The organism is Pseudomonas sp. KH_017, assembly GCF_057840285.1.
On the sequence record NZ_CM174509.1, the window covers coordinates 4,193,841 to 4,215,429 of the forward strand.

Here is a 21,589-nt window from a genome sequence, read left to right on the forward strand (position 1 = left end):
CCGGTCCAGGCCGTTCAATGACGAACGCCTGCCTTACAGCGGCAGGAGCCTTGCGGCCAACCGGGAAACCGAACCAGAGTGACTGGGATTCAAATCAGGGTTAATCGTGCATCTGCCGCCACCGGGACTGAAGGTCCGTCGGAGCCTGCAAACGCCCGAGCCACGCATGCTAGCACAGATGAACGGTTGCCACGGTGCGCAGGTTTTGCGGCAGGGTAAATTGGCTGTTTTTATGCCAGAGTGCTGAACTTGAAGCGCACTCTCCCCCTCAGATAACAAGATATTTGACCCACAAGGAGTATCTCAGCATGCGTCTGAATCGTTTGTTCGCAGTAGTCGCCCCCGTCATTCTCCTGCTGCCACTGGTCGCCCACGCAGAATGGCCGAAAGGCGAACGAGAGAAATACATGGCTCAGTGCGTTCCTGCCGCTGCCGAGAAGATTGGTACGCCAGCAGCGAAATCCCACTGCGCCTGCGGTGCCGATGCTATCAAATCGTACCCTGCCGCCGATATTCAGGCCCTGATGAACAACACGGCCAGCGACACATTGAAGCAACAGGCACTGAGCAAAATTGCAGCCTGCAAGGCCACCAAAAAAGAGCAAAAATAAGCTCGTCACCGCGCTTTCAGCCCCTGAAATACTGTTAAAAAGCTGCTGAAACAGGTCCTTTCGTACAATTTATTCAGGTTTTTCAGCTTTTTTTATCGCCTTAACTTTCGGCCGTAAGCCTTATAGAACGGGGCTTTCAGCCGCTAAAGGACACAAAGAAAACACGACTGGATGGCAAACAGTGCGTCCGGGGGGCTCCCAAAGCGTACATTTCGACTATGATACCCGGGTGTGCCCAGTTGGCCTGAGCAGCACAGTACTACTGAAAATATATGTTTCTTGGAGATACACCATGTCTAATCGCCAAACCGGCACCGTTAAATGGTTCAACGATGAAAAAGGCTTCGGCTTCATCACTCCTCAAGGTGGCGGTGACGACCTGTTCGTACACTTCAAAGCTATCGAAAGCGACGGTTTCAAAAGCCTGAAAGAAGGCCAGACTGTTTCCTTCGTGGCTGAGAAAGGCCAAAAGGGTATGCAAGCTGCTCAAGTTCGCCCAGAGTAATTTCCAGGCGCACTAAAAAAACCCCGTCCATGTGACGGGGTTTTTTATGGGTGAAACAAAAGCCGGGCGATCAGCCGCAGTTGACGCGGGTCACTACCCGGCTGGCATCGGTGTTCAGGTTCAGGCGATCGGAACGGTACTCCAGCGTCACCATATCGGTTGGCAGCAGGAACCGTGCACTTTGCGCGCCTGAGCGGGTACGCGCCTGCTCGAGCAGCTGCGGCGACGCCTGTTTGCCGATGGTGAACTCGGCAGCCTTTGCCTCGCAGCGACTGTGACCCGTGTCAGTCGTCGCAACATCCGTTGTTGCCGGCTCCGTAGAGGCAGTGCTGCAGCCGGCCAGCATGGCAACGGCCAACAAAGTACCCAATGACGCGAGCTTCCAAGGCATGAAGCCTCCTTATTCAATGATTGAGCTGAGATCGTGCGACAACCAGACTGGCGTTTGGTTTCTCAGGGAGCACTTACACCCTGCCCATGATCCGGACGAGCCGCGATTCTGCCTGAGCGTCGCCCTGCCCTTAATCACTGAATCGTGACTGAATATGAACGGCGCTCAATAGACGTCGATGTAGTCGTAAGGCGGATTGGGCCAGTTCTCTTTCAAGGCATTGAAGATTTGCATGACCCAGACTTCATCGCTGGCTGCGACCCGCCCGACATAACCGGAGCCCTTGGCCCAGGTTTCGAGTCGAAACAACAACCCGTCGATATCGGTGCCGCCCACGACACCCGAGGAGATGTAGGCAATGCCGCCTTTGGTGACCCGCAACTGGGTGTGCTCATCGTCACTGGCGCTGGCCAGCAACTGACGCACCGCCTCAAGGGTCAGGCCATCCGGGGAGTTCAAATCGATCTGCACAGCGCATTCCTTGAATATTCGTCAGAGACCAAGTGTCGCACAGCCCTCCTTTCATGCCTAAGTCGAGGTGTCAAAAGCCCCGCAAAATGGTTAACTCGGCACTCAGACTTCCCCGACCTCACGAGCGCCATCATGACCACCGTAAGCATCGACGCTGACATCAAGGCCAAGTGGCAAGACGGCCACAGCTCCTACAGCCCAGGCAGCACGGAAGAGCTCGCCATTATCGGTATCGACCTGCTGGTCAGGGACCTTGGAACCGAAGCCGCCCAATCGTTCATCGAGCAGATTTTCGAGAAACACCTATCGGATCAAAAGACCTAAGCGGTTAGCGCGAGGGAGTAAAACCCGCAGGAAAGTACCTGCAGGAGATGATGCTTACTTCAGACGGGCCAGGCGCTCGGTCAGCAGATCGAAGAAGCCCTGGGCGTCGCCGCTTTCTACCCAAAAGGCGTTCTTTGGCGCGTTCAAGCCGTCATACCAGTCGACGATGGTTTGTCCAAAAGTCGGTCCTTCACGGCTGTCGACCACCACGTTGACCGAGCGACCGCTGAACAATTGCGGCTTGAGCAGGTAAGCGACAACCGTGGCGTCATGCACCGGGCCGCCTGGAAGACCGTAGTGTTCCATGTCGCCCTTGATGTACTCATTGAGAATGTCGCTCACCAATCGGCTGGCGTTGTTATTCAGCGCGGTAATCTGGTTCAGGCGTGCTTCGCTGGTAAGGATCTTGTGGGTCACATCCAGCGGCAGGTAGGTCAGCTTCACGCCACTGTTGAGCACCACTTCGGCCGCTTGCGGGTCGGCGAACAGGTTGAACTCGGCCACCGGTGTGATGTTGCCGCCGTTGAAGTGCGCACCGCCCATGACCACCACTTCCTTGATGCCCTGAACGATACCCGGCTCCTGGATCAGCGCCAGGGCCAGGTTGGTCTGTGGGCCTAGCATGGCGATGGTAATGCTGTGGGGCCTGGCCGATTTCAGGGTATCGATCAGATAAGTGATGGCGCTGCCCTTGGCCAGACCTTTCTTGGGCTCATGCACGGCAACGCCCGACAACCCTTCCTTGCCATGAATGTCCTCGGCGTAGACGGGTGTACGCATCAAGGGCTTCGGCGCCCCCGCATAGACCGGAACCTCTTCGCGCCCCGCCCACTCCCGGGCCAATCGCGCATTGCGCGAGGTCTTGTCCAGGCGAACATTGCCGGCAACAGTGGTCAATGCGCGGACATTCAGCTCGTCCGGCGACGCCAGGGCGAACAACAGCGCAACAACGTCGTCCGCCCCCGGATCGGTGTCGATGATCAGGTCGATCTTTGGTGCCGCCTGGGCGTTGGTTGCGGTAATCAGGGACAAAAGCAGCAGACTCCGGAGCAATGGGTGCAGTTTCTAAGCATAGCGATACGGGAGCACTCCTTGTGCCAGGGACATCAAAACGCGGACAACCAGTCAAAACGTAACGCCGGCGACCAGCACAATGTTGCAGTACGGCTGGCACTCGCCTGTACGAACAATCGCCTTCGCTTGTCGGCTCAGGACCTTGAATTGTTCATGGGTAAGCACTTCACGCCGACCCAACGCGCCTTCGCCGTTCAGCTCTTCCAGCGCGACCAGGGCCGACGGCTTTTTATCGAAGACTTCCTGAGCCAGCACATGGCTTTCGACCTGCATCTCGCTGAGCACGACCTTCAAGGTGCTGACAAAATCCGGAATGCCATGGGTCAGGGCCAGGTCGATCAATTCAACGCCCGGCGGAACCGGCAACCCCGCATCCCCGATGACGACCAGGTCGCCATGCCCCAATGAAGCGATCAGCCGCGACAGCGCAATGTTGAGCAGGGGTGTCTTTTTCATGGGGTTTTAAACGCCTGTACATCGCTCAAGGCGGGAATCGAAGGTTGCGCGCCGGCACGGGTGACCGACAGCGCCGCGGCCACCTGTCCGAAGCGGATCGCCTGCGCCTCATCCTTACCCGCGGCCAGCGCCGCGGCGAAACCGCCCACAAACGTATCGCCGGCCGCCGTGGTATCGACCGCCTTTACCACGGGCGCTGGGAAATGTTCGAAGCGTTGGCCATCGGCAAACAGCGAGCCTTGCGCACCGAGGGTGATGATCACCTTGCCGGCGCCCAGGGCAATCAGGCGCGTCGCCGCCGCTTGCGCGGTGTCCAGGGAGTCTACCGACAGACCGCTCAGGGCCGACGCTTCGCTTTCGTTGGGAATCAGGTAATCGACGGACGCGTACCAGTCCGCTGGCAGCGGACGGCTGGCCGGTGCCGGGTTGAGGATGACCGTCTTGCCCAGCTCGCGGCCGCGCTTGAGCGCATGACCAACAGAAGCATCGGGCACTTCCAGCTGACAGATGAGCACGTCCGCCGCGCGTATCACCGAATCAAAACGGTCAATGGCTTCAGCGGTCAACGCCCCGTTGGCACCGGGGACGATCACGATGCTGTTCTGACTGCTGTCGTCGACCACAATCAACGCCACGCCGCTGGAACCGTCAACGGTGCTCACCGCCTGGCAATCGATCTGCTCGGCCAACAGCGCCCCGCGCAGCGCCTCACCATAAGCGTCATTGCCCACGCAGCCGATCATCGAGACCTGGGCTCCCAGGCGCGCCGCAGCCACGGCCTGATTGGCGCCCTTGCCGCCGGAGACGGTGATAAACGACTGACCAATCAGCGTTTCACCGCCCTTGGGCAAGCGTGGTGCCCGGGTCACCAGGTCCATGTTCAAACTGCCTATTACCACTACTTTTGCTGGCATACATTGCTACTCATCGATTCTGTTTCGGCGGCGCTTTTGATTCAGCGGCTTTCTGTTTTCAACGGCTTTCTGCTTTCAACGGCTTTTTGTTTCAACGGAATTGGGCAAACACGCCGGCCAGCGGCGCCGTCGATTCGCGCATGACGATACTCGGCGTCACGATCCGCTGATCGGTCGCCAGGCCCGGCGTGGCGATTCGCCGTAAAAGCACTTCGGCGGCCATTTCGCCGAGCTGCAGGATCGATTGCCCGACCGTGGTCAACGACGGGTAGACATACCGACTCATCTGGATATCGTCGAAGCCGATCACCGACAACTCGCTCGGTACGCGAATATTGCGCTCGGCGGCGGCCCGCAGCACGCCGATGCCGATCATGTCGTTGGCGGCAAAAATGGCGGTAGGCGGATTTTTTTCCAGCAGAATCGCGGCAGCGCTGTAACCGCCGGTGCTGGTGAAATCGCTTTCCAGCATGCGCTCGGGAGAGACTTCGACGCCCGCCTCTTTCAAGGCCCGGCGATAACCCGCCAGACGCATCTGCGCCACACTGGTGTTTTCCGGCCCGCTGATGGTGGCGATATCCCGGTGCCCCAACTCCAGCAGGTGCCGGGTCGCCAGATACGCGCCGTATTCATGGTCGATGCGCACCAGGTCCGCATCGACGCCGTCCAGTCCGCGGTCGACGATCACCATGGGTGTGCGGACGCCTTTCAGGCCTTGTGCCAAGCCACTGTCGCCACCGGCCGAGGCGACAATCAGGCCGTCGATGCGTTTTTCCAGCAGCACACGCAGGTAGCTGCGCTGCTTGTCCGGATTGTCGTCGGAGTTGCACAGGATGACGCAGTAACCGTTTCGCTCGCAGTAATCCTCGATACCCCGGGCCAGTTCGGCGAAATACGGGTTGAGGCTGTTGGGCACCAACAAGCCGATGGTCGCCGTGGTCTTGGCCTTGAGCGAACGGGCCACCGCGCTGGGGACGTAGTCGAGGGTCTGGATTGCCGCCTCGACCTTGATCCGGACCTCTTCACTGACCGGGCGGGTCTTGTTCACCACATGGGAAACCGTGGTGTAGGAAATACCGGCAAGGGCTGCCACATCTTTAATAGTCGCCATGACTCAGGTCCGCCGGCTTGCGCGTTGACTGCGATAAGTATCCAGCACCACCGCCACCACGATCACCGCGCCGGTAATGATGCGCTTGGTCGGCTCGGTTGCCCCGATCTGCGCCAGCCCCGCGGCCAGCACGGAAATGATCAGGACGCCAAAAAACGTGCTGATCACCGAACCGCGGCCGCCCATCAGGCTGGTGCCGCCGATCACGACGGCCGCGATCACCTGCAACTCAAGTCCTGAGCCCGCATTCGGGTCGGCGGCTTCCAGGCGAGAAATCTGGAACAACGCGGCAATACCGGCCAGCAACCCCATCAGGCTGAAGACCAGGATCTTGTATGGCTTCGGATTGATCCCCGCCAGCCGCACAGCCTCTTCGTTGGTGCCGATCCCGATCAGGTAGCGACCGAACACCGTGCGGGTCAACACGGCCTGGGCGACGAAAATGATCAACAACGCAATGATGAACGACGGCGAAATGCCGAAGGCAATCGGGTTGGACAACCAGGCGAACGCATCGCCGATGTAGGCCGTACGCGAACCGGTCATCTGGTACGCCACCCCGCGAGCCATTTCCAGCACGCCCAGGGACACGATGAACGACGGAATCCGCCAGGCCACCGTTATCGAGCCGGTGACGGTACCGGCGAGCGCCGCGACGGCCATGCCCAGCAGCGCCGCCGGCAGCACGCCCCAGCCCCAGCCAAGAATCGCCACGCTCACGGTCGAGGCCGCCAGCGCCAGCACCGAGCCTACCGACAGGTCGATGCCACCGATGATCAACACAAAGGTCATGCCGACCGCCAGCACCATCAGGTCCGGAATCTGGTTGGCCAGGGTGCTGAAAGTATCGTACGACAGGAAGTGACTGCTCAGCACCGAGAACAGCACGATCATCGCCAACAAGGCACCCGCCAGCCCCAGATAGGTGCCCAGGCCGTAGAAGTTGCCACTGCGATTGCCGGCGAAAGAAGCGGTTTTCATGGAAGATCCCTAGGCGCGGCTTCAACGAGCTGCGCATCACGTTTTTGGTAGCCAGCGAAAGCAGCGGCGAGCAACTCATCCTGGGTCCAGCTGTCGCGATCGAATGTATCGATCAGGCGCCCGGCCGACAGCACGCCGATCCGGTCGCAGATCAGCATCAGCTCGCGCAAATCGCTGGAGACCACCACCAGCGCCTTGCCCTGGCGGGTCAATTCGCCGAGCAGGTTGTAGATATCGAATTTGGCGCCGACGTCGATGCCGCGGGTCGGCTCGTCGAACAGCAGCACCGAGCAATCGCGTTCCAGCCAGCGGCCGATGACGACCTTCTGCTGATTGCCGCCGGACAACTCGGACACCAACTGTGCCGGACCGGAACTGCGAATGCGCATGGCATCGATCTGACGCTGGGCCAAGGCGTTTTCGCCATCGTTGTCGACAAAGCCCGCACTGGAGATGCCGGGCATGTTGCCCAAGGCGATATTGGCGCCGATCGACTGCGTCAACAAAAGGCCTTCGCCCTTACGATCTTCAGTGATCAACGCGATGCCATGCCCGACCGCATCCACTGGCGAGCGCACATTGATGACCTGCGCCGGCGCCCCCAGGGCAATCGTGCCGCTGTCGGCGATATCGGCACCGAAGATCAGGCGCAGCAGCTCGGTGCGCCCCGCGCCGATCAAACCGGAAATGCCGAAAATCTCTCCGGCACGGACTTCGAACGACACGTCGCGAACCTTGTCGGCACGGTTCAGGCCCTTGACCGTCAACGCCGGAGCGCCGATCTTGCGCGCCCCCATATCGATGTGTTCGCCAAGTTCGCGCCCGACCATCAAGGTAACCAGTTGCTCACTGTTGTAGTTGGCCATCGGCTCGACACAAACCAGGTTGCCATCGCGCAGCACGGCAATGCGCTGCGCGACCCGCGCCAGCTCTTCGAGGCGATGGGAGATGTAGATGATCGATACGCCACGCGCCTGCAGGCGAGTGATCTGCTCGAACAGCATTTCGACTTCGCGTGCAGTGAGCATCGCGGTCGGCTCGTCGAGAATCAGCACATGACAATCGCCAATCAGGTTGCGGGCGATCTCGACCATTTGCTGGTGGCCGATGCCCAGTTCGCCGACCAGGGTGTCCGGGTCAATGGCGTCGAGCCCGACATGTGCCATGGCCTCGATGGCAGCCTTGCGCAACTGCTTGCGACTGATCCAGCCGCCTTTGCTGGGCAAGTTGTCGAGAAACAGGTTTTCCGCCACCGACAAGGTCGGCAGCAGATTGAGTTCCTGCATGACCATACGGATACCCAGCGCTTCGGCCTGAGCCCGGCTACCCGGACGATAGTCCCGCCCCTGAAACTGCATCTGGCCGGTGGTCGGCGTGACCAGCCCGCCAATAATCTTCGAAAGCGTGCTTTTGCCTGCACCGTTCTCGCCGGTCAACGCCAGCACTTCCCCGCGCATGAGCGTCAGGTCGATGCCGGCCAGGACCGGTTGGGCGTAGGTCTTGCCGATACCGCTGACCGAGAGGACAGCGTTCGGAGCGCAAACTGACATAAAAACTCTCCATGCGCTCGTCCGGCTGGACGAGCGCCGTTGCGTCGCCAGAAGGCTACTTGGTGACCAGCTCTACCGGTGTTTCGATCACGCCATTGGCGCCGCCGTCGACCTGCTCGCCCTTGAGAATCTTCAATGCAGTCTCGATGCCGAACACCGCCTGCCTGGCCGCGAACTGGTCCGCGGTGGCCAGCACGCGACCATCCTTGAGCATTGGCTGGATGGCATTGATGTTGTCGTAGCCGACCACTTGCACCTTGCCGGCCTTGCCCGCGGCGCGCACCGCAGACACCGCGCCGACCGCCATGCTGTCGTTGCCGGCCAACAGGGCCTTGGTTTGCGGGTATTCGCTGAGAATCGATGCGGCGACCTTGTTGCCCTTGTCGATCTCCCAGTCGCCGGATTGCAGGGACACGACCTTGATCTGCGCCGCCTCCATCGCATCCTTGAAACCCGCGGTCCGCTGCTGGGCATTGGTGGTGGTGGACACACCTTCGATGATGCCGACTTCGTCACCAGCCCTCAGCTGTTTGGCCAGGTAATCCCCCACCAGCCGCGCGCCCTTGCGGTTGTCCGGACCTACGAACGGAACATTGATGTTTTTGCTTTTGACGACGGCGGGGTCCAACTGGTTGTCGATGTTGATCACGGTGATACCGGCATCGATGGCTTTCTTGATCACCGGGACCATGGCTTTGGAGTCCGCCGGCGCAATCACCAGTGCATTGACCTTGGCCAGGATCATCTGCTCGACGATGCGCGTCTGGCCTGCGGTGTCGGTTTCATCCTTGATGCCGTTGGAGATGAGCTCGAATTCGCCGGAGTGATCTTTCTGGTAGGCCTTGGCGCCGTCTTCCATGGTCAGGAAGAACTCATTGGCCAGGGATTTCATGACCAGTGCGACTTTCGGCTTTTCAGCGGTTTCAGCAAAAGCCGAAGAGACAGGCAATGCAGCGGATGCGGCAGCCAGCATAGCGACAGCGAGAAGACGTCCAGCGAATGGCAGCTTCATGGGTTCACTCCGATCTTATGATTATTGTGAGCAACGCTTGCGCTGACGTAAGCTTCACGACCCACCGCGATGAAAAGTCATCACTGGCGTCGCGCAAACGTTTGCGTGAACCAAACTATGCGAACCCTGCCGGTATTTGTCAACGACCGGAAAAGTGCTTTCACGGATGTTTAGCGAAAAACGGCATTCAGCTCATGCCGTGGTGTTAACCACCGATCCCGTGCCTGAACCCTTGGCCAGCTCCTTGATCAGGCTCGCACTCACTTGCAGGATGGCGCCGTTGGTGTCGGCAACCTGCCCCTGAATGGCCGCTACCGCAGTGGTCTTGGCTTGCGGAGTCGGATAGGACGCCGCCTGGGTTTGCGCCAGTTGCTGCTGTTGCTCGCGCAATTGCTGCTGCAGCTCCTTCAGACGCTTGAGCAAGACCTTCACCGTAACGCTGGTGTTATCGCTGGTTTGCGATTCGGCCTGTGCCCCGGCACTTTCTCCCAGACCTACCGAGCCCGTTTTGACCTGGATGCCGTCGCTTTCCTTTGCACCCGGCGTTTGAGCAGCCGCATCAGCTGTCGCATCGCCTAAAGCACGAATGGTCGTCGCAGCCTTTCCCCCGATGGTGATGCCCGCGGCATTTGGCAAGCCAATAGATAACGACATGTGAACTCCTGCAGAAAAAGATCCCTTGAAGGAGCATCGACCGACGCGGGTGTTTCTTTAAGGGTTACTGATGATTTGACGCGTTGAAATCTTAAACAGAACTGCAATCCGTTTCGGAGAGCCGAACGCAAAAGCTGCATATGTTCGGCAATCCGAACATACAGACGCCAAATCACACTGGACACAAACAGCAATACCATTACAAATCATTAACTTAAGCGTGTTTTTCGATTCAGAGTATTACTGGTACAGATCCTGCTCTTCCCCTCACACCCCAGCGTTCAGATTCGTCTGGGGCGCATCTAGATGAACTTGCATCTGCACCACCTCACAACTAGAAGAGAAAAATAATGACATCTGCACTCAAGACCTTTGTTCCGGGCGCCTTGGCCCTCCTGCTGCTTCTGCCCACTGCCCTTCAGGCCAAAGAAGCCGAAACCCAACAGAAACTGGCCAACGTGGTAATCCTGGCCACGGGCGGCACCATTGCCGGCGCGGGCGCCAGCGCCGCCAACAGCGCGACCTATCAAGCGGCGAAAGTCGGCATTGAACAGTTGATCGCCGGCGTTCCAGAACTGAGCCAACTGGCTAACGTTCGCGGCGAACAGGTCATGCAAATCGCCTCCGAAAGCATCACCAACGAGAACTTGCTGCAACTGGGTCGCCGCGTAGCCGAACTGGCCGACAGCAAAGACGTCGATGGCATCGTGATCACCCACGGCACCGACACCCTGGAAGAAACCGCATACTTCCTGAACCTGGTGGAAAAAACCGAGAAGCCGATCATCGTCGTGGGCTCCATGCGCCCGGGCACCGCGATGTCCGCCGATGGCATGCTGAACCTGTACAACGCGGTGGCCGTGGCCAGCAGCAAAGACGCGCGGGGCAAAGGTGTGCTGGTGACCATGAACGATGAAATCCAGTCGGGTCGCGACGTCAGCAAAATGATCAACATCAAGACCGAAGCGTTTAAAAGCGCCTGGGGTCCGCTGGGCATGGTAGTAGAAGGCAAATCCTACTGGTTCCGCTTGCCAGCCAAGCGTCACACCATGGATTCCGAGTTCGACATCAAGACCATCAAGAGCCTGCCTGACGTCGAGATCGCCTATTCCTACGGCAACGTCAGCGATACCGCCTACAAGGCCCTGGCTCAATCGGGCGCCAAAGCCATCATCCACGCTGGCACCGGCAATGGCTCGGTATCGTCGCGGGTGGTCCCGACCCTGCAAGCCCTGCGCAAGGACGGCGTGCAGATCATTCGCTCCTCCCACGTCAACGCTGGCGGTTTTGTATTGCGCAACGCCGAACAGCCTGACGATAAATACGACTGGGTCGTGGCTCACGACCTGAACCCGCAAAAGGCGCGGATCCTGGCGATGGTCGCGTTGACCAAAACCAATGACAGCAAAGAACTGCAACGGATGTTCTGGGAATACTGATTCGCCCTCGCCCGACCGGATCCGGTCGGGCACCCCGTGCGCCATTCGCCAGCCTTGGCGAGTGGCTGCCGCTGGATCTGACAAAAAAACTCCCTTCGTCTTACGCCAAACGGAACAAACCGCTGTCAGAGGGTTTTCTTGTTTTTTAAGCAGTTGCGAAATGGCCTACAGTTAAATACTGTATGCACGTACAGCTTAATAAGGATAATTCCGTGGATACCACCTCCTCCTCTCCTGACACCTATGTACGCATGGGCCTGCGCGTTCAGAAAATCATCAACTCTCCCACCGCACAAAAGGCCAGGGCAGCGTTGATCTTCCGCCTTCCTGACGAACCGGTGGATGAATGGGAACGCTTGCTGGAAGAAATCGACGAGAACGACAACGTCACCCTCGCCTATCGCGACGATGGCGGCGTGCAGATTTTCTGGGTCTTGCCGAAGGAAGATTGAGTCGATGAGTGTCCGCTGGTTTGCTTTGCTGTTCCTGTTTTTTGTCGTGGGCGCGCAAGCCGACGCTCCGCGCACCTTCACCGAAGCGAAAAAGGTGGCGTGGAAGCTCTACGCTCCCCAGTCCACCGAGTTTTACTGTGGCTGCAAGTACACCGGCAACCGGGTGAACCTTGCCGCCTGCGGTTATGTGCCACGTAAAAATGCCAAACGCGCAGCCCGCATCGAGTGGGAGCATATTGTTCCGGCCTGGCAAATCGGCCATCAACGCCAGTGCTGGCAACAGGGCGGCCGCAAGAACTGCACCCGCTACGACCCGGTTTACCAGAAGGCCGAGGCTGATTTGCACAACCTGGTGCCCAGCATTGGCGAGGTCAATGGCGATCGCAGCAACTTCAGCTTCGGCTGGTTGCCCGAGCAGTCAGGGCAATATGGTTCCTGCCTGACCCAGGTCGACTTCAAGGCAAAGAAAGTCATGCCCCGCCCTTCCATTCGCGGCATGATCGCCAGGACCTACTTCTACATGAGCAAGCAATACGGCTTGCGCCTGTCGAAACAGGATCGGCAACTGTATGAAGCCTGGGACAAGACCTATCCGGTACAGACCTGGGAGCGCCAACGCAACCAGAGCGTGGGGTGCGTCATGGGACGCGGCAACGAGTTCGTCGGCCCGGTAGACATGAAGGCCTGCGGTTGAATCCAGGTCAATGAAACAAAAAAGGCCTCGGAGCTAAACACCCCGAGGCCTTTTTTTGTTTCTTCAACGTCTGCGCTACAGAACGTTATTGAGCGACCGGACGCTCAAGCACCAGCAATTCGATGTTCTGCTTCTTCGCGCGAGTGAGCGCCGCGCGGACTTCATCCTGCTTGGCTTCGGCTTCGGCTTTCGAATTGAACGGCCCCATCAGGACTCGGGTATTTCCATTCTCCTTGACGACGCTGGACATGAAACTGTGCTCGATCAGCCAGCCACTCAAATCGCTGACTGCTTGAGGGGTTTCCCCTCGCACTTCAAGATCCCATTGCGGGCCGGACACCGGCGCAGGTACGGCAGCCATGGCCGGCTTAGGCTTCGGCGCATCCACACTGCTACCCTCACCACATCCCGCCAGTGCCAATATCGCGATTACCAAAACCATTTTGCGCACGACGCTTCCCTCCAAATGCATAAAGCGCAGATTTTAACATCCATGAATACTTCGCGAGTGCCGTAAAATGGGCTCAAAACAACGAGATTGATGGTTGCGGCCTCTGTATAGTTACGCCTTGGGAATTAATGCCGCGTCTGCGCGTCAGAAAGAGGCACCCAAACCGTGAGACTTCGCACTAATCTATACATACCACCGACCTCTGCACTGTCCGAATCAGGTGCCCCACAAAGCAATCAAGGAGAAGACCATGCTGATACTCACCCGCAAAGTCGGTGAAAGCATAAACATTGGTGATGACATTACGATCACCATCCTGGGCGTAAGCGGCCAGCAAGTCAGGATCGGCATCAACGCCCCAAAGGACGTTGCAGTGCATCGTGAAGAAATTTATCAGCGCATTCAGGCCGGCCTCACCGCCCCGGAAAAGCCGCAACCCTGAATTCTGCTGCAGTCAGTAGCCAGCCCGTTCAGCCCGGAACCACGGCTGGCTAAAGATTCATCACCCCATCGCCCTCCGCTTGCGCTCCCACTCAAACCCCAGGGGCCGATACTAGCGGCAAGCTCCACTCTTTTGCTGTCAGACGTTTCTGGTTTACCCCAGGGAAGGACGCGTTCGCTGCGTGGTTAACCAAGCATCACGCCACGTGCCATGCCAGTCGCCGCCACCACCATCAGCAGCACCAGCAGCGCCTCGATATGACTGATCCGTGCAAACAGCTTCGCACGGCCGGTATCGATCGCCACTTTACGGCCCAGCGCTATCCGCCACTTGATCAGCGTCACCATGGGTGCAATTTCCAGCAGCAAGATCAGGACGAACAGCGTCATCTTCAGATGAAACAGCGGCTGATGCAGGTAATAGTCCGTGCCTTTCTCGTACCCGCCAAACGCTCGCATCCCCCCACTGATCAGTAAAACGACAGCTGAAATACCCCAGATATTGTCCGCCATCAGAACACTGCGCACTTGTGCCGCCCCGTCGGCCAAACGCCGAAAAGCCGTGCCTCGAACCAACACCGCCCAAAATCCCAAGGCCAAAGCCAGAAGGTGAACCGCCGCCAGAAACCAGTGAGTCAGCATCGAGAAACTCCTGCCAGGTCGAAGTTGTATGAGCCTGTCAGTAGTAGCCCATGAAATGGCTGCTTGCACGGCATCTGCGGACAATGTCCGGAACACAAAATGACAGACCAACTAGACTCCACTGCGCTGGCATTGAGCGTCCGTGGCAGTACCGGCCCCGACAGCAACTCACTCTCACCGCATTGAACTGAGTAAACAAAATCATGTGTGAATCATGTGATTCAAGCTCTGCTTCAAACACAACAGGCCGTCGTCGTTTTCTTCAATTTGCCGGATTGAGCGCAGGCGCCCTGCTGCTGACCGGCATACTGCCCGGCAAGATCCTCCAGGCAGCCGAAAAAGCGTCAGCCCCACCCAAACCTCAAAACGTAATCAGTCCCGATATGGCGTTGAAAAGACTGATGGAGGGCAATGAACGATATGTAAGCGGTACTTCCAAGACGCATGATTTCAAGGCAGAGCGAGAGGCCCTGGTGTCCGGTCAGAATCCGTTCGTGGCCGTGCTGAGCTGCTCTGACTCGCGCATCGCTCCGGAATATGCGTTTGACACCGCACGAGGCGATCTTTTCTCCATCCGCGTCGCCGGCAACTTCGTTACCCCGGAAGGCTTGGCCAGTCTTGAATACGGGGTTGCCGTGCTTGGCGCCCCGCTGATTCTCGTACTTGGACATGAGAGCTGCGGCGCCATCGAGGCCGGTATCAAGGCCGTCAAGGATCAGACGATTTTCCCCGGCCATATCCCGAAACTGACTGACGCACTCAAGTCAGCCGTCGAGGCAGTACTCAAGCAGCCCGGGAACCTGATGGAGAACGCCACCGCGCAAAACGTCAAGAATTCGGTCAACAGCCTGAAACAGGCCTCGCCACTGCTGACTGATGCGCAGAGCAAAGGCGCGCTGAAGATCGTGGGCGGTATCTATCGTCTGGCAAGCGGCAAGGTAGAGCTGATCGTTTGACCCACAACGCGCACATCACCAGCATCGGTGCATATCCGCGTATGCGAAGAGCCCAGCGCGAGGGCTGGGCTCTGGTTATTTTCGATTTTCCATCATTTTGTCGGCGAGGGTTTTGGCCCTCTCGATCAACAGGTTCTGCCTGTCTTCGTGAGTAGCCCCGCCAACAACCGGGGCAGTCAAATTGCTTTCGGCAATCAATGCAGCGCAGAAGTATTGATCCCAGACAGCCTTGTCCACAGATGCCGGTTTGATGATTTGATCGACGTTCATAGGCGGCTCCTTTCAATGAGGCAGCACCACTAGTTTACGCCCGAATGACCAAGAATCCTGGTCATCACTCACAGTGGCCCGCCATTCGTCGCCTGCCAAAACACAACGAGGAATTCGCCCGCATCCATGGCTTGTGGCTTGCACAGATCGCGTGTTGCAGCGCCGGAGCGACATGATTCTGACGCAGCGGCCACTCAATCAATGCTTAAGGACGCCAGCGATACGCTTGGTCAGTCACCGGGAGATGTAACGTGTCAACGCTCAACGAAATCGCAATGAACCACGCGAGAATGGCCAAGGAAAAAGCAGAAAAGTCGACCGAACTGAGCGAGCGCCACCTCCAGATCGTAGGGAGCTTCGAAGTACCGTCCTACTTTACTCATCCGGGCATCTCATCTTTCAAACACAGCGAAGTGACTGCCAACTGGATGCCAGGTTCAGCAAATAACACGCAATTACTTGTGGATTGAAAATCCATGGACTAGACATAACCCCACAGTCAGCTTCCCCACAAACCAATAATGATTCTTGGTACTAGTAAGGGTTTTATGCTCCTTGCCGTACGAGCAATAAAACAAGGTGCGTTATGCGAGCCCATGCCTTGAGCAAACGCTAGCGCCTGATTCGCAGTTAGTTGACCTACTCACTTATCCGGCTTGACGAATGGAGATGCATGTTCATGAAAAACCCACTACCGAGAGCCCTTGGCGGTACGGTGATATTGCTGGCGTCATTCATATCCACTTTCACCCACGCAGCTGATATCACTCCCGCTGAAATGAAGGCTATCGCCACGGAAGGCTACATCTACGGCCTGCCCATTGTGATGAACTACGCGATCATGTACGACTACGCCGTAGACAAAAACTCCGGACAGTTCAAGGCGCCGTTCAACCAGATTCATAGCCTGCACCATGTCGCGACCTACATGGACACAGCTGTAATATCGCCAAACAGCGACACGCCCTATTCGATGGTATTCATGGACCTGCGCAGCGAGCCAATGGTGTTATCGGTTCCGGCGGTAGAGAAACCGCGGTATTACTCGGTACAGCTCATCGACGGCAACACCTACAACTACGGTTACATCGGCAGCCGCGCCACCGGCAACGAAGCTGGCGACTACATGGTAGTCGGACCCGACTGGAAGGGCGCGACCCCGCCGGGCATCAAGAAGGTTTTTCGTTCCGGCACGCAATTCCCCTTTGCGCTCTTTCGCACCCAGCTCTTCAACACGGCTGACCTGCCGAACGTAATAAAGGTCCAGTCAGGCTACAAGGCACAGCCGCTATCAACCTTTCTCAAGCAACCTGCGCCGCCTGCCGCGCCGGCGATCGACTTCCCGAAGATCAACACGGACCTCGCGAAGACCGGCTTCTTCAAGTATCTCGACTTTGCCTTGCAGTACGCCCCGGCCGCACCGGATGAAGTGGCGATCCGGGAGAAACTTGCCCGGATCGGCATTGGCGCTGGCAAGGACTTCAACTTCCAGGATCTGTCCGCCGAGCAAAAGGCCGCAGTGGTTCAGGGCATGCAGGCCGGGCACGCACAGGTCGAGGAAGGGATCAAGAATCTCGGTACGAAGATCAATGGCTGGAACATTGTCGGTGCCGGCGGCGACAGCGCCTTCTACAACGGCGACTGGCTCAAGCGTGCCGCCGTCGCGCAAGCGGGCATCTATGCCAACGATGCCGAGGAAGCCACGTATCCGCTGTCCAAAACCCTGCCCGATGGCGAGCCGCTTGACGGCAGCAAGCACAACTACGCCATCACCCTGCCCGCCGGACAACTCCCGCCAGTCAACGCCTTCTGGTCAGTGACCATGTACGACGGTAAATCGCAACTGCTGATCAAAAATCCGATCAATCGCTACCTCATCAACTCGCCGATGCTGCCCGAGATGAAGAAGAATGCGGACGGCTCGTTGACGCTGTACATCCAGAAGGATTCACCGGGCGCGGATAAGGAAAGCAACTGGCTGCCCGCACCGAATGATCTGATCTACCTCGTCATGCGGCTGTATTGGCCGAAGACGCAAGCGCCTTCCATCCTGCCTCCCGGCAAAGGGACGTGGAGTCCGCCCGAGATCGTCAAAGTCAATTGAGCAAGTTGTTGTACCGCCAACCACTCAAGTGCCAACAAAGATTATGGGGGAGTCGGATGCGAAAAAAGCGCATTCGGCCAAGCCTTAACTCAGGGTCATACGTTAATTATGACCCTGTAGCCTTGGTTACAGAATTGATTACCAGCGCATGTTTTTAAGTGTTTACGATGTCATGAACATTCTGCAAGAAATCCAGGACAACAAAAAAGGGCTCACCTTTCGGTGAACCCTTCCAGACCGCCCGGTAGAGCGGATTTTTTTGTTAGGCACGATGGCCATTTGGTTGATAGCTGAAAGCTACTTCACCACATACCTCGCGCCCTGTGGATCGTTAAGTTTCGCCTGCAATATCCCCCACTCGCGCTGAATGATCGAGTAAGGAATGAAAATGCTGATCCTCTCAGCCCCCTTTACGCCGGAGTTATTGCTCACATCGTTCAGAGTGGTTGAATAGAAACCGATATTGATGCCGACAATACAGCCGTCACTGGTGAGGACCGGCCCACCCGACATGCCCTTGACCAGCGGGGCATCATGGATGGCATAGAGATCACCGCTGTGTTCATCGGCATTGACGAACGGCGTTTGATACACCTTGCCTTTCCCGGTAGCGGTCATGAGGTAAGGACTCGCCCCAACGGCAGTGATGCTCTCGCCCACACGCGGTGCGCGCCATGATGGGTAGCGGCCGTTGGCCTTGTGCAGGATGAAGACGAGATCGCAGCCTGTGCTGCAGCTGTACTTCACGTTGGGGATGAACGGAGTGTGGCGGGTGGTTACCGCATAGTCATCGTTCCATTGCACGGCCGAGGCCATGTATAGATACGGTGCGGGAAACCCCGAATAGACTGAAAAGTATGAATCATTGGCAGGACCCGAAAAGTCGGGTTTTACGATGCCGTTGCATCCTGCAGTTACAGCTCCAATTAAAAAGTAGGCCATGATCTTGATCATGATATATCACCGACTTAATTGGGAGAATGTGACTGTTTTTTGTTGTCAGTATTTTGGCTTTTGTCGGGTTGCAATACTCCTCGCCGCTTGTTCTAGTTGGACGTTTTCTTACTTATGGCTGAGTTTGTAATGACGCGTATGAATAAATCGCGCTAAGGCCAATCGCTTTTCGATCAACTCCAAAGTTCAAATATTTGGCGCCTGAAAAATGTTAACGATGAGAGAAAAAAACAAGAGTTTCTATAGACTCCTTCTTTAGTGATGCCTGCCTGAATCAATCGCTATACCTGTCATCCACAAGAGTGACAATAAGGCTATTGGTAGTCCAATCGTCCTGCCCGCAGCAGTGCCACAACTGGCTTTATATTCCGCCAAGTTGGACATGATTCATCCAGCTCAAGGAAACTTAAAAAAACTTGTCATGGGATCAACATAACCAGAGGTAAATATGACTGATAGCGAATCAACTCAACTGGCTGAAATTATTCCACATGTAAAAGGCCTGATTGATCCCGACCAGGAATCTTCTCTTATTCCTTTCGTACCTCGTGGCACAAGCAGTTGCTGCTCCCGGCCCATCTGGCGGAACAGTGCCACTTTGGGCTTGAACGTACGTAGCAAGCACCCTGGTGATTCCAAGGGGAGTAATTATCCTGGACGAGACCCCCTTGGTATCTATCCTCCTATGGCAAGCGGGATCAAACGTAGACTTTGTGACATCTGAAAACTTCTCGGCCTTTACCCGCACCGGCCTGCCAGTTGCAATAGATCACGTTGTAATCGGATGGGGCACTCGTGGTGGCCGTTAAACTGAGTGCGCAACTAACACATCTAACAATGCTTCGGTTGCACGCGACAATAACGGAGACAGCTGGACAAACCGCGAACCGCATAATGTCCACTGGCATGCGAAATGAAGGTGGGAACTATTTCAGTGAGGCTCTCGAAGGAACATACAAAAGAGCGCCCACTTATTGCACTATTCTACATTGCTTTCAGGGAGACATGAACTGAACAAGTGCAAGCGGTTGCAAGCGGTTGCAAGCGATCAGATTACTGCGGATGGCGGCTCGTTAGAAACTAATGCGGGATCGTGTCTGATCTCAAATCTTGACCAGTATTCACTGACCATGGAGCCGACATGGTTACATGTTTCGGGCTCTCGCAACATGATTGGAGGGTGGCGAGGCCCCGCTCGCGCGGCAGGGTCTACAGCCGAGCCAGATGCCTGGGTCGCCAGGATCACCGGTGACTTTAACCGCGTCGGTGTTATGCAGAAGCTGAACTACCTGGCTTGTCACCTGCATCTTGCCTGAATGGGTGCCCACCCTGACCAGTTGCTGGCCATTCAGTAATCCGTCTGAAACACACCAGGCCGGGCGAGCGGTCATGACTTTACCCAGCGCAGCGCCAAGTGTCCCGAACACAATCCTGAACAAAATTAACATTGAGCCTGCAGTTGAATGGCGGGCGAGGACCGCGTGTGAATACTTATCGACACACCAATCGGCGAAACCCGACAGGACGGGGCTCGCTTCCTTGCCGGGCGGCATGCGCCGGTGCCGTTCACGCGCCAAGACGACATGGGCATTGTCGCTGATGCCTGCCAGTCGTTCGTCTTCGACAACGGTGCATTTTCGATCTGGAAAAAAGGCGGCAGCCTGGACGTTGATGGGTACATCCGCCGGATCGAGCAATGGCACCTGGCGTTTTGAGTGGGGCTTTTGCAAAAATTTTGCAAATCGTAGACAACAAAAAAGGGCCCACCTTTCGGTGAGCCCTTCTAGACCGCCCAGCAGAGCGGATTTTGTTTGGTAGGCGCGATTGGACTCGAACCAACGACCCCCACCATGTCAATGTCTGCTTGAGCAAGCTGCAAGCGTTGGTGCTCAAGGGTTTCACAGAACGCCCATTCACAACATGAGGCGTCAAAAATGGCCACTTTCCGCTTACTTCCGTCCGGCAACTGGAATGCTCAGGTACGGGTTAAAGGCAAATCTCCCCAGTCGAAAACCTTCAGCACCAAGGCAGAAGCTGAGTCATGGGCGAACCATCTCGAAGCCGTGACGGTGGATCGCAAGCATCACACTATCTGCGCATTGTGCAGGTCAAAGCGCCCATTCGTGGCCTTCTCCAACGACCTGGTGCGTTTCGCTGACAACGATGAGCGCCTTGAAGGCAATGTGTCAGCCCCGGTTCGTGCCCAGGCTGTACGCGCAAGCGGATCTGGCAAATCTCTCCCTTCGCAAGGGCGACAAGCTCCTCGAAGGAAGTCGGCGATGCGAGAATGGCTTGTCGATCGGGGTCGACGCTGTCCGCGTAGAGCCAAGCTGCGAGGTCACGGTATATCAAACAAAGAATCAGGCCATAGAAAATGGCATGACCAAAGAAATATGCATTGTAGAGGGCAGCAGTGCATTTAGTTTCGACCACAGCACTGAAGGTGCAATCAAAAACCATATCAACAAATTATGCCAGTGCGGAGTTAGAAACGCTTACATTGAGTCAGCCCACACAGAGCCCCAAATGGGTATGAAGGGCATATCCTACATAAATCTGGTTGGGTTCAAATAGCACCTAACAAACAATGCGTATATGGACTCTCCTCACAAGTAGTGAGTAAAGCTCTTCCAACCCTGTCGTCAGTGCGGTTGCATTCGTATATTCGGCCTGTACTGGACGTTACCGCCCTGGCCACTCTGTAGTTCGCGCAGCGGGGATAACCAGGGACAGTCCACGATTAGTCAGACAAGATCGAAATAGATAACCGTTGTCTGTCCCCGATTGTCACGACCCCTTTGCAGCGTGATGGCACCGAAGATCGACACCAGCATCACCACCTCGGCGTGTTCGACCGCTTCATTGGTGGCTGCCATCACGCCCAGCGCCGAAGCCTACGTCGTCAAGCCGTCATACTCGCAGGCACGCCGATAGCCAAAGCCATCCCGGACAGACTGATCATTCGTCCGATAGATTTCAACTGCTTGCTCCTCAGTTGTCCGCATTGAGCCCGTTGAAATGCGGACGGTACGTTCCAAAGTCCTTCGCCTTGGAGGTTAAGTGACCCTTAGGATTTCGATGCCCCGGGCCGTCCGGGCCGGGGCCATCCGTTGTGTTCAGAACCAGCAGGAA

Annotated in this window: 26 protein-coding genes; 11 read left to right on the forward strand and 15 right to left on the reverse strand. The window is 56.9% G+C overall.

Features of this window, described 5'->3' with window-relative positions; all coding sequences use genetic code 11:
* Window positions 1-308: 308 nt before the first annotated feature.
* Together AC3IT6_RS19060 and AC3IT6_RS19065 are read left to right on the forward strand one after the other, a co-directional pair.
* The gene (locus AC3IT6_RS19060) at window positions 309-611 is read left to right on the forward strand and encodes a hypothetical protein (RefSeq protein ID WP_223448450.1); all 303 of its coding nucleotides are present in this window, start codon (window positions 309-311) and stop codon (window positions 609-611) included.
* A gap of 292 nt (window positions 612-903) precedes the next feature.
* Window positions 904-1,116 carry a cold-shock protein gene (locus AC3IT6_RS19065; protein ID WP_003179963.1) on the forward strand — a complete coding sequence of 71 codons (213 nt, stop codon included), beginning with the start codon at window positions 904-906 and terminating at the stop codon, window positions 1,114-1,116.
* Window positions 1,117-1,186: 70 nt separating this feature from the next.
* Here AC3IT6_RS19065 and AC3IT6_RS19070 read toward each other — a convergent pair whose 3' ends face one another.
* Window positions 1,187-1,507: an I78 family peptidase inhibitor gene (locus tag AC3IT6_RS19070; RefSeq protein ID WP_489351978.1), complete on the reverse strand. Its 321-nt coding sequence runs from the start codon at window positions 1,505-1,507 to the stop codon at window positions 1,187-1,189.
* Between the two features lie 165 nt (window positions 1,508-1,672).
* Window positions 1,673-1,978, reverse strand: a complete 306-nt coding sequence (locus AC3IT6_RS19075; RefSeq protein ID WP_007992468.1) for a hypothetical protein — start codon at window positions 1,976-1,978, stop codon at window positions 1,673-1,675.
* Window positions 1,979-2,110: 132 nt separating this feature from the next.
* On the opposite strand from AC3IT6_RS19075, the gene AC3IT6_RS19080 reads away from it, so the two are divergent.
* Entirely contained in the window at window positions 2,111-2,302 is a 192-nt protein-coding gene (locus tag AC3IT6_RS19080) for a hypothetical protein (RefSeq protein ID WP_150752671.1), read from the forward strand.
* Between the two features lie 54 nt (window positions 2,303-2,356).
* Here the strand turns inward: AC3IT6_RS19080 and AC3IT6_RS19085 are convergent, their stop codons facing one another.
* The 8 genes from AC3IT6_RS19085 to AC3IT6_RS19120 all read right to left on the reverse strand — a co-directional run bounded on the left by AC3IT6_RS19085 (window position 2,357) and on the right by AC3IT6_RS19120 (window position 10,054).
* Entirely contained in the window at window positions 2,357-3,334 is a 978-nt protein-coding gene (locus AC3IT6_RS19085) for a nucleoside hydrolase (RefSeq protein ID WP_489351981.1), read from the reverse strand.
* Window positions 3,335-3,427: 93 nt separating this feature from the next.
* Entirely contained in the window at window positions 3,428-3,832 is a 405-nt protein-coding gene (gene rbsD, locus AC3IT6_RS19090; RefSeq protein ID WP_223448447.1) for a D-ribose pyranase, read from the reverse strand.
* The gene (gene rbsK, locus AC3IT6_RS19095; protein ID WP_489351983.1) at window positions 3,829-4,746 is read right to left on the reverse strand and encodes a ribokinase; all 918 of its coding nucleotides are present in this window, start codon (window positions 4,744-4,746) and stop codon (window positions 3,829-3,831) included. The genes rbsD and rbsK overlap by 4 nt, the downstream gene beginning before the upstream one ends.
* A gap of 91 nt (window positions 4,747-4,837) precedes the next feature.
* Window positions 4,838-5,857, reverse strand: a complete 1,020-nt coding sequence (locus AC3IT6_RS19100; RefSeq protein WP_489351985.1) for a LacI family DNA-binding transcriptional regulator — start codon at window positions 5,855-5,857, stop codon at window positions 4,838-4,840.
* A gap of 3 nt (window positions 5,858-5,860) precedes the next feature.
* The gene (locus tag AC3IT6_RS19105) at window positions 5,861-6,838 is read right to left on the reverse strand and encodes an ABC transporter permease (protein WP_347907568.1); all 978 of its coding nucleotides are present in this window, start codon (window positions 6,836-6,838) and stop codon (window positions 5,861-5,863) included.
* Entirely contained in the window at window positions 6,835-8,388 is a 1,554-nt protein-coding gene (locus tag AC3IT6_RS19110; RefSeq protein WP_489351988.1) for a sugar ABC transporter ATP-binding protein, read from the reverse strand. Before AC3IT6_RS19110 ends, AC3IT6_RS19105 begins: the two co-directional genes overlap by 4 nt.
* A gap of 55 nt (window positions 8,389-8,443) precedes the next feature.
* Window positions 8,444-9,400: a sugar ABC transporter substrate-binding protein gene (locus AC3IT6_RS19115; protein ID WP_489351990.1), complete on the reverse strand. Its 957-nt coding sequence runs from the start codon at window positions 9,398-9,400 to the stop codon at window positions 8,444-8,446.
* A 192-nt stretch (window positions 9,401-9,592) separates the two neighbouring features.
* Window positions 9,593-10,054, reverse strand: a complete 462-nt coding sequence (locus AC3IT6_RS19120; protein WP_489351992.1) for a hypothetical protein — start codon at window positions 10,052-10,054, stop codon at window positions 9,593-9,595.
* Between the two features lie 350 nt (window positions 10,055-10,404).
* Here AC3IT6_RS19120 and AC3IT6_RS19125 point away from each other — a divergent pair, with 350 nt between their 5' ends.
* The 3 genes from AC3IT6_RS19125 (at window position 10,405) to AC3IT6_RS19135 (ending at window position 12,639) form a co-directional block, all read left to right on the forward strand.
* Window positions 10,405-11,493, forward strand: coding sequence for an asparaginase (locus AC3IT6_RS19125; RefSeq protein WP_046041594.1), 1,089 nt, complete (start codon window positions 10,405-10,407; stop codon window positions 11,491-11,493).
* 182 nt (window positions 11,494-11,675) lie between these two features.
* Entirely contained in the window at window positions 11,676-11,945 is a 270-nt protein-coding gene (locus AC3IT6_RS19130) for a DUF1654 domain-containing protein (protein WP_150727134.1), read from the forward strand.
* A gap of 4 nt (window positions 11,946-11,949) precedes the next feature.
* Window positions 11,950-12,639, forward strand: a complete 690-nt coding sequence (locus tag AC3IT6_RS19135; protein WP_489351994.1) for an endonuclease — start codon at window positions 11,950-11,952, stop codon at window positions 12,637-12,639.
* 85 nt (window positions 12,640-12,724) lie between these two features.
* On the opposite strand, the gene AC3IT6_RS19140 is transcribed toward AC3IT6_RS19135, so the two are convergent.
* Complete coding sequence (locus AC3IT6_RS19140) at window positions 12,725-13,090, reverse strand: SPOR domain-containing protein (protein ID WP_150727132.1); 366 nt, start codon at window positions 13,088-13,090, stop codon at window positions 12,725-12,727.
* Between the two features lie 250 nt (window positions 13,091-13,340).
* Here AC3IT6_RS19140 and csrA point away from each other — a divergent pair, with 250 nt between their 5' ends.
* Complete coding sequence (gene csrA, locus AC3IT6_RS19145) at window positions 13,341-13,532, forward strand: carbon storage regulator CsrA (RefSeq protein ID WP_053161267.1); 192 nt, start codon at window positions 13,341-13,343, stop codon at window positions 13,530-13,532.
* A gap of 185 nt (window positions 13,533-13,717) precedes the next feature.
* Here the strand turns inward: csrA and AC3IT6_RS19150 are convergent, their stop codons facing one another.
* Complete coding sequence (locus AC3IT6_RS19150; protein WP_150727131.1) at window positions 13,718-14,173, reverse strand: DUF2214 family protein; 456 nt, start codon at window positions 14,171-14,173, stop codon at window positions 13,718-13,720.
* Between the two features lie 203 nt (window positions 14,174-14,376).
* On the opposite strand from AC3IT6_RS19150, the gene AC3IT6_RS19155 reads away from it, so the two are divergent.
* Window positions 14,377-15,129: a carbonic anhydrase gene (locus AC3IT6_RS19155; protein WP_489351997.1), complete on the forward strand. Its 753-nt coding sequence runs from the start codon at window positions 14,377-14,379 to the stop codon at window positions 15,127-15,129.
* Window positions 15,130-15,204: 75 nt separating this feature from the next.
* On the opposite strand, the gene AC3IT6_RS19160 is transcribed toward AC3IT6_RS19155, so the two are convergent.
* On the reverse strand, window positions 15,205-15,399 hold the full coding sequence (locus AC3IT6_RS19160) for a hypothetical protein (protein ID WP_150727129.1): 195 nt from the start codon (window positions 15,397-15,399) through the stop codon (window positions 15,205-15,207).
* Between the two features lie 251 nt (window positions 15,400-15,650).
* On the opposite strand from AC3IT6_RS19160, the gene AC3IT6_RS19165 reads away from it, so the two are divergent.
* Window positions 15,651-15,869, forward strand: a complete 219-nt coding sequence (locus tag AC3IT6_RS19165; protein ID WP_489351999.1) for a hypothetical protein — start codon at window positions 15,651-15,653, stop codon at window positions 15,867-15,869.
* A 209-nt stretch (window positions 15,870-16,078) separates the two neighbouring features.
* Complete coding sequence (locus tag AC3IT6_RS19170; RefSeq protein WP_489352001.1) at window positions 16,079-17,503, forward strand: DUF1254 domain-containing protein; 1,425 nt, start codon at window positions 16,079-16,081, stop codon at window positions 17,501-17,503.
* Window positions 17,504-17,800: 297 nt separating this feature from the next.
* Here the strand turns inward: AC3IT6_RS19170 and AC3IT6_RS19175 are convergent, their stop codons facing one another.
* Window positions 17,801-18,457: a serine protease gene (locus tag AC3IT6_RS19175; RefSeq protein ID WP_223448431.1), complete on the reverse strand. Its 657-nt coding sequence runs from the start codon at window positions 18,455-18,457 to the stop codon at window positions 17,801-17,803.
* Between the two features lie 1,559 nt (window positions 18,458-20,016).
* Between AC3IT6_RS19175 and AC3IT6_RS19180 the strand changes: the two genes are divergently transcribed.
* Complete coding sequence (locus AC3IT6_RS19180) at window positions 20,017-20,172, forward strand: hypothetical protein (RefSeq protein WP_489352004.1); 156 nt, start codon at window positions 20,017-20,019, stop codon at window positions 20,170-20,172.
* 1,029 nt (window positions 20,173-21,201) lie between these two features.
* On the opposite strand, the gene AC3IT6_RS19185 is transcribed toward AC3IT6_RS19180, so the two are convergent.
* The gene (locus tag AC3IT6_RS19185; protein WP_257605568.1) at window positions 21,202-21,333 is read right to left on the reverse strand and encodes a hypothetical protein; all 132 of its coding nucleotides are present in this window, start codon (window positions 21,331-21,333) and stop codon (window positions 21,202-21,204) included.
* Between the last annotated feature and the right edge of the window lie 256 nt (window positions 21,334-21,589).

What these genes read in the sequence shown, in the direction of transcription:
- csrA (WP_053161267.1), top strand. Translation starts at nt 13,341, where the DNA reads ATGCTGATACTCACCCGCAAAGTCGGTGAAAGCATAAACATTGGTGAT.
- AC3IT6_RS19065 (WP_003179963.1), top strand. Translation starts at nt 904, where the DNA reads ATGTCTAATCGCCAAACCGGCACCGTTAAATGGTTCAACGATGAAAAA.
- AC3IT6_RS19115 (WP_489351990.1), bottom strand. Translation starts at nt 9,400, where the DNA reads ATGAAGCTGCCATTCGCTGGACGTCTTCTCGCTGTCGCTATGCTGGCT.
- AC3IT6_RS19135 (WP_489351994.1), top strand. Translation starts at nt 11,950, where the DNA reads ATGAGTGTCCGCTGGTTTGCTTTGCTGTTCCTGTTTTTTGTCGTGGGC.
- AC3IT6_RS19080 (WP_150752671.1), top strand. Translation starts at nt 2,111, where the DNA reads ATGACCACCGTAAGCATCGACGCTGACATCAAGGCCAAGTGGCAAGAC.
- AC3IT6_RS19155 (WP_489351997.1), top strand. Translation starts at nt 14,377, where the DNA reads ATGTGTGAATCATGTGATTCAAGCTCTGCTTCAAACACAACAGGCCGT.
- AC3IT6_RS19070 (WP_489351978.1), bottom strand. Translation starts at nt 1,507, where the DNA reads ATGCCTTGGAAGCTCGCGTCATTGGGTACTTTGTTGGCCGTTGCCATG.
- AC3IT6_RS19160 (WP_150727129.1), bottom strand. Translation starts at nt 15,399, where the DNA reads ATGAACGTCGATCAAATCATCAAACCGGCATCTGTGGACAAGGCTGTC.
- AC3IT6_RS19120 (WP_489351992.1), bottom strand. Translation starts at nt 10,054, where the DNA reads ATGTCGTTATCTATTGGCTTGCCAAATGCCGCGGGCATCACCATCGGG.
- rbsK (WP_489351983.1), bottom strand. Translation starts at nt 4,746, where the DNA reads ATGCCAGCAAAAGTAGTGGTAATAGGCAGTTTGAACATGGACCTGGTG.
- AC3IT6_RS19185 (WP_257605568.1), bottom strand. Translation starts at nt 21,333, where the DNA reads ATGGCAGCCACCAATGAAGCGGTCGAACACGCCGAGGTGGTGATGCTG.
- AC3IT6_RS19150 (WP_150727131.1), bottom strand. Translation starts at nt 14,173, where the DNA reads ATGCTGACTCACTGGTTTCTGGCGGCGGTTCACCTTCTGGCTTTGGCC.
- AC3IT6_RS19105 (WP_347907568.1), bottom strand. Translation starts at nt 6,838, where the DNA reads ATGAAAACCGCTTCTTTCGCCGGCAATCGCAGTGGCAACTTCTACGGC.
- AC3IT6_RS19125 (WP_046041594.1), top strand. Translation starts at nt 10,405, where the DNA reads ATGACATCTGCACTCAAGACCTTTGTTCCGGGCGCCTTGGCCCTCCTG.
- AC3IT6_RS19100 (WP_489351985.1), bottom strand. Translation starts at nt 5,857, where the DNA reads ATGGCGACTATTAAAGATGTGGCAGCCCTTGCCGGTATTTCCTACACC.
- AC3IT6_RS19110 (WP_489351988.1), bottom strand. Translation starts at nt 8,388, where the DNA reads ATGTCAGTTTGCGCTCCGAACGCTGTCCTCTCGGTCAGCGGTATCGGC.
- rbsD (WP_223448447.1), bottom strand. Translation starts at nt 3,832, where the DNA reads ATGAAAAAGACACCCCTGCTCAACATTGCGCTGTCGCGGCTGATCGCT.
- AC3IT6_RS19170 (WP_489352001.1), top strand. Translation starts at nt 16,079, where the DNA reads ATGAAAAACCCACTACCGAGAGCCCTTGGCGGTACGGTGATATTGCTG.
- AC3IT6_RS19175 (WP_223448431.1), bottom strand. Translation starts at nt 18,457, where the DNA reads ATGATCAAGATCATGGCCTACTTTTTAATTGGAGCTGTAACTGCAGGA.
- AC3IT6_RS19060 (WP_223448450.1), top strand. Translation starts at nt 309, where the DNA reads ATGCGTCTGAATCGTTTGTTCGCAGTAGTCGCCCCCGTCATTCTCCTG.
- AC3IT6_RS19130 (WP_150727134.1), top strand. Translation starts at nt 11,676, where the DNA reads ATGCACGTACAGCTTAATAAGGATAATTCCGTGGATACCACCTCCTCC.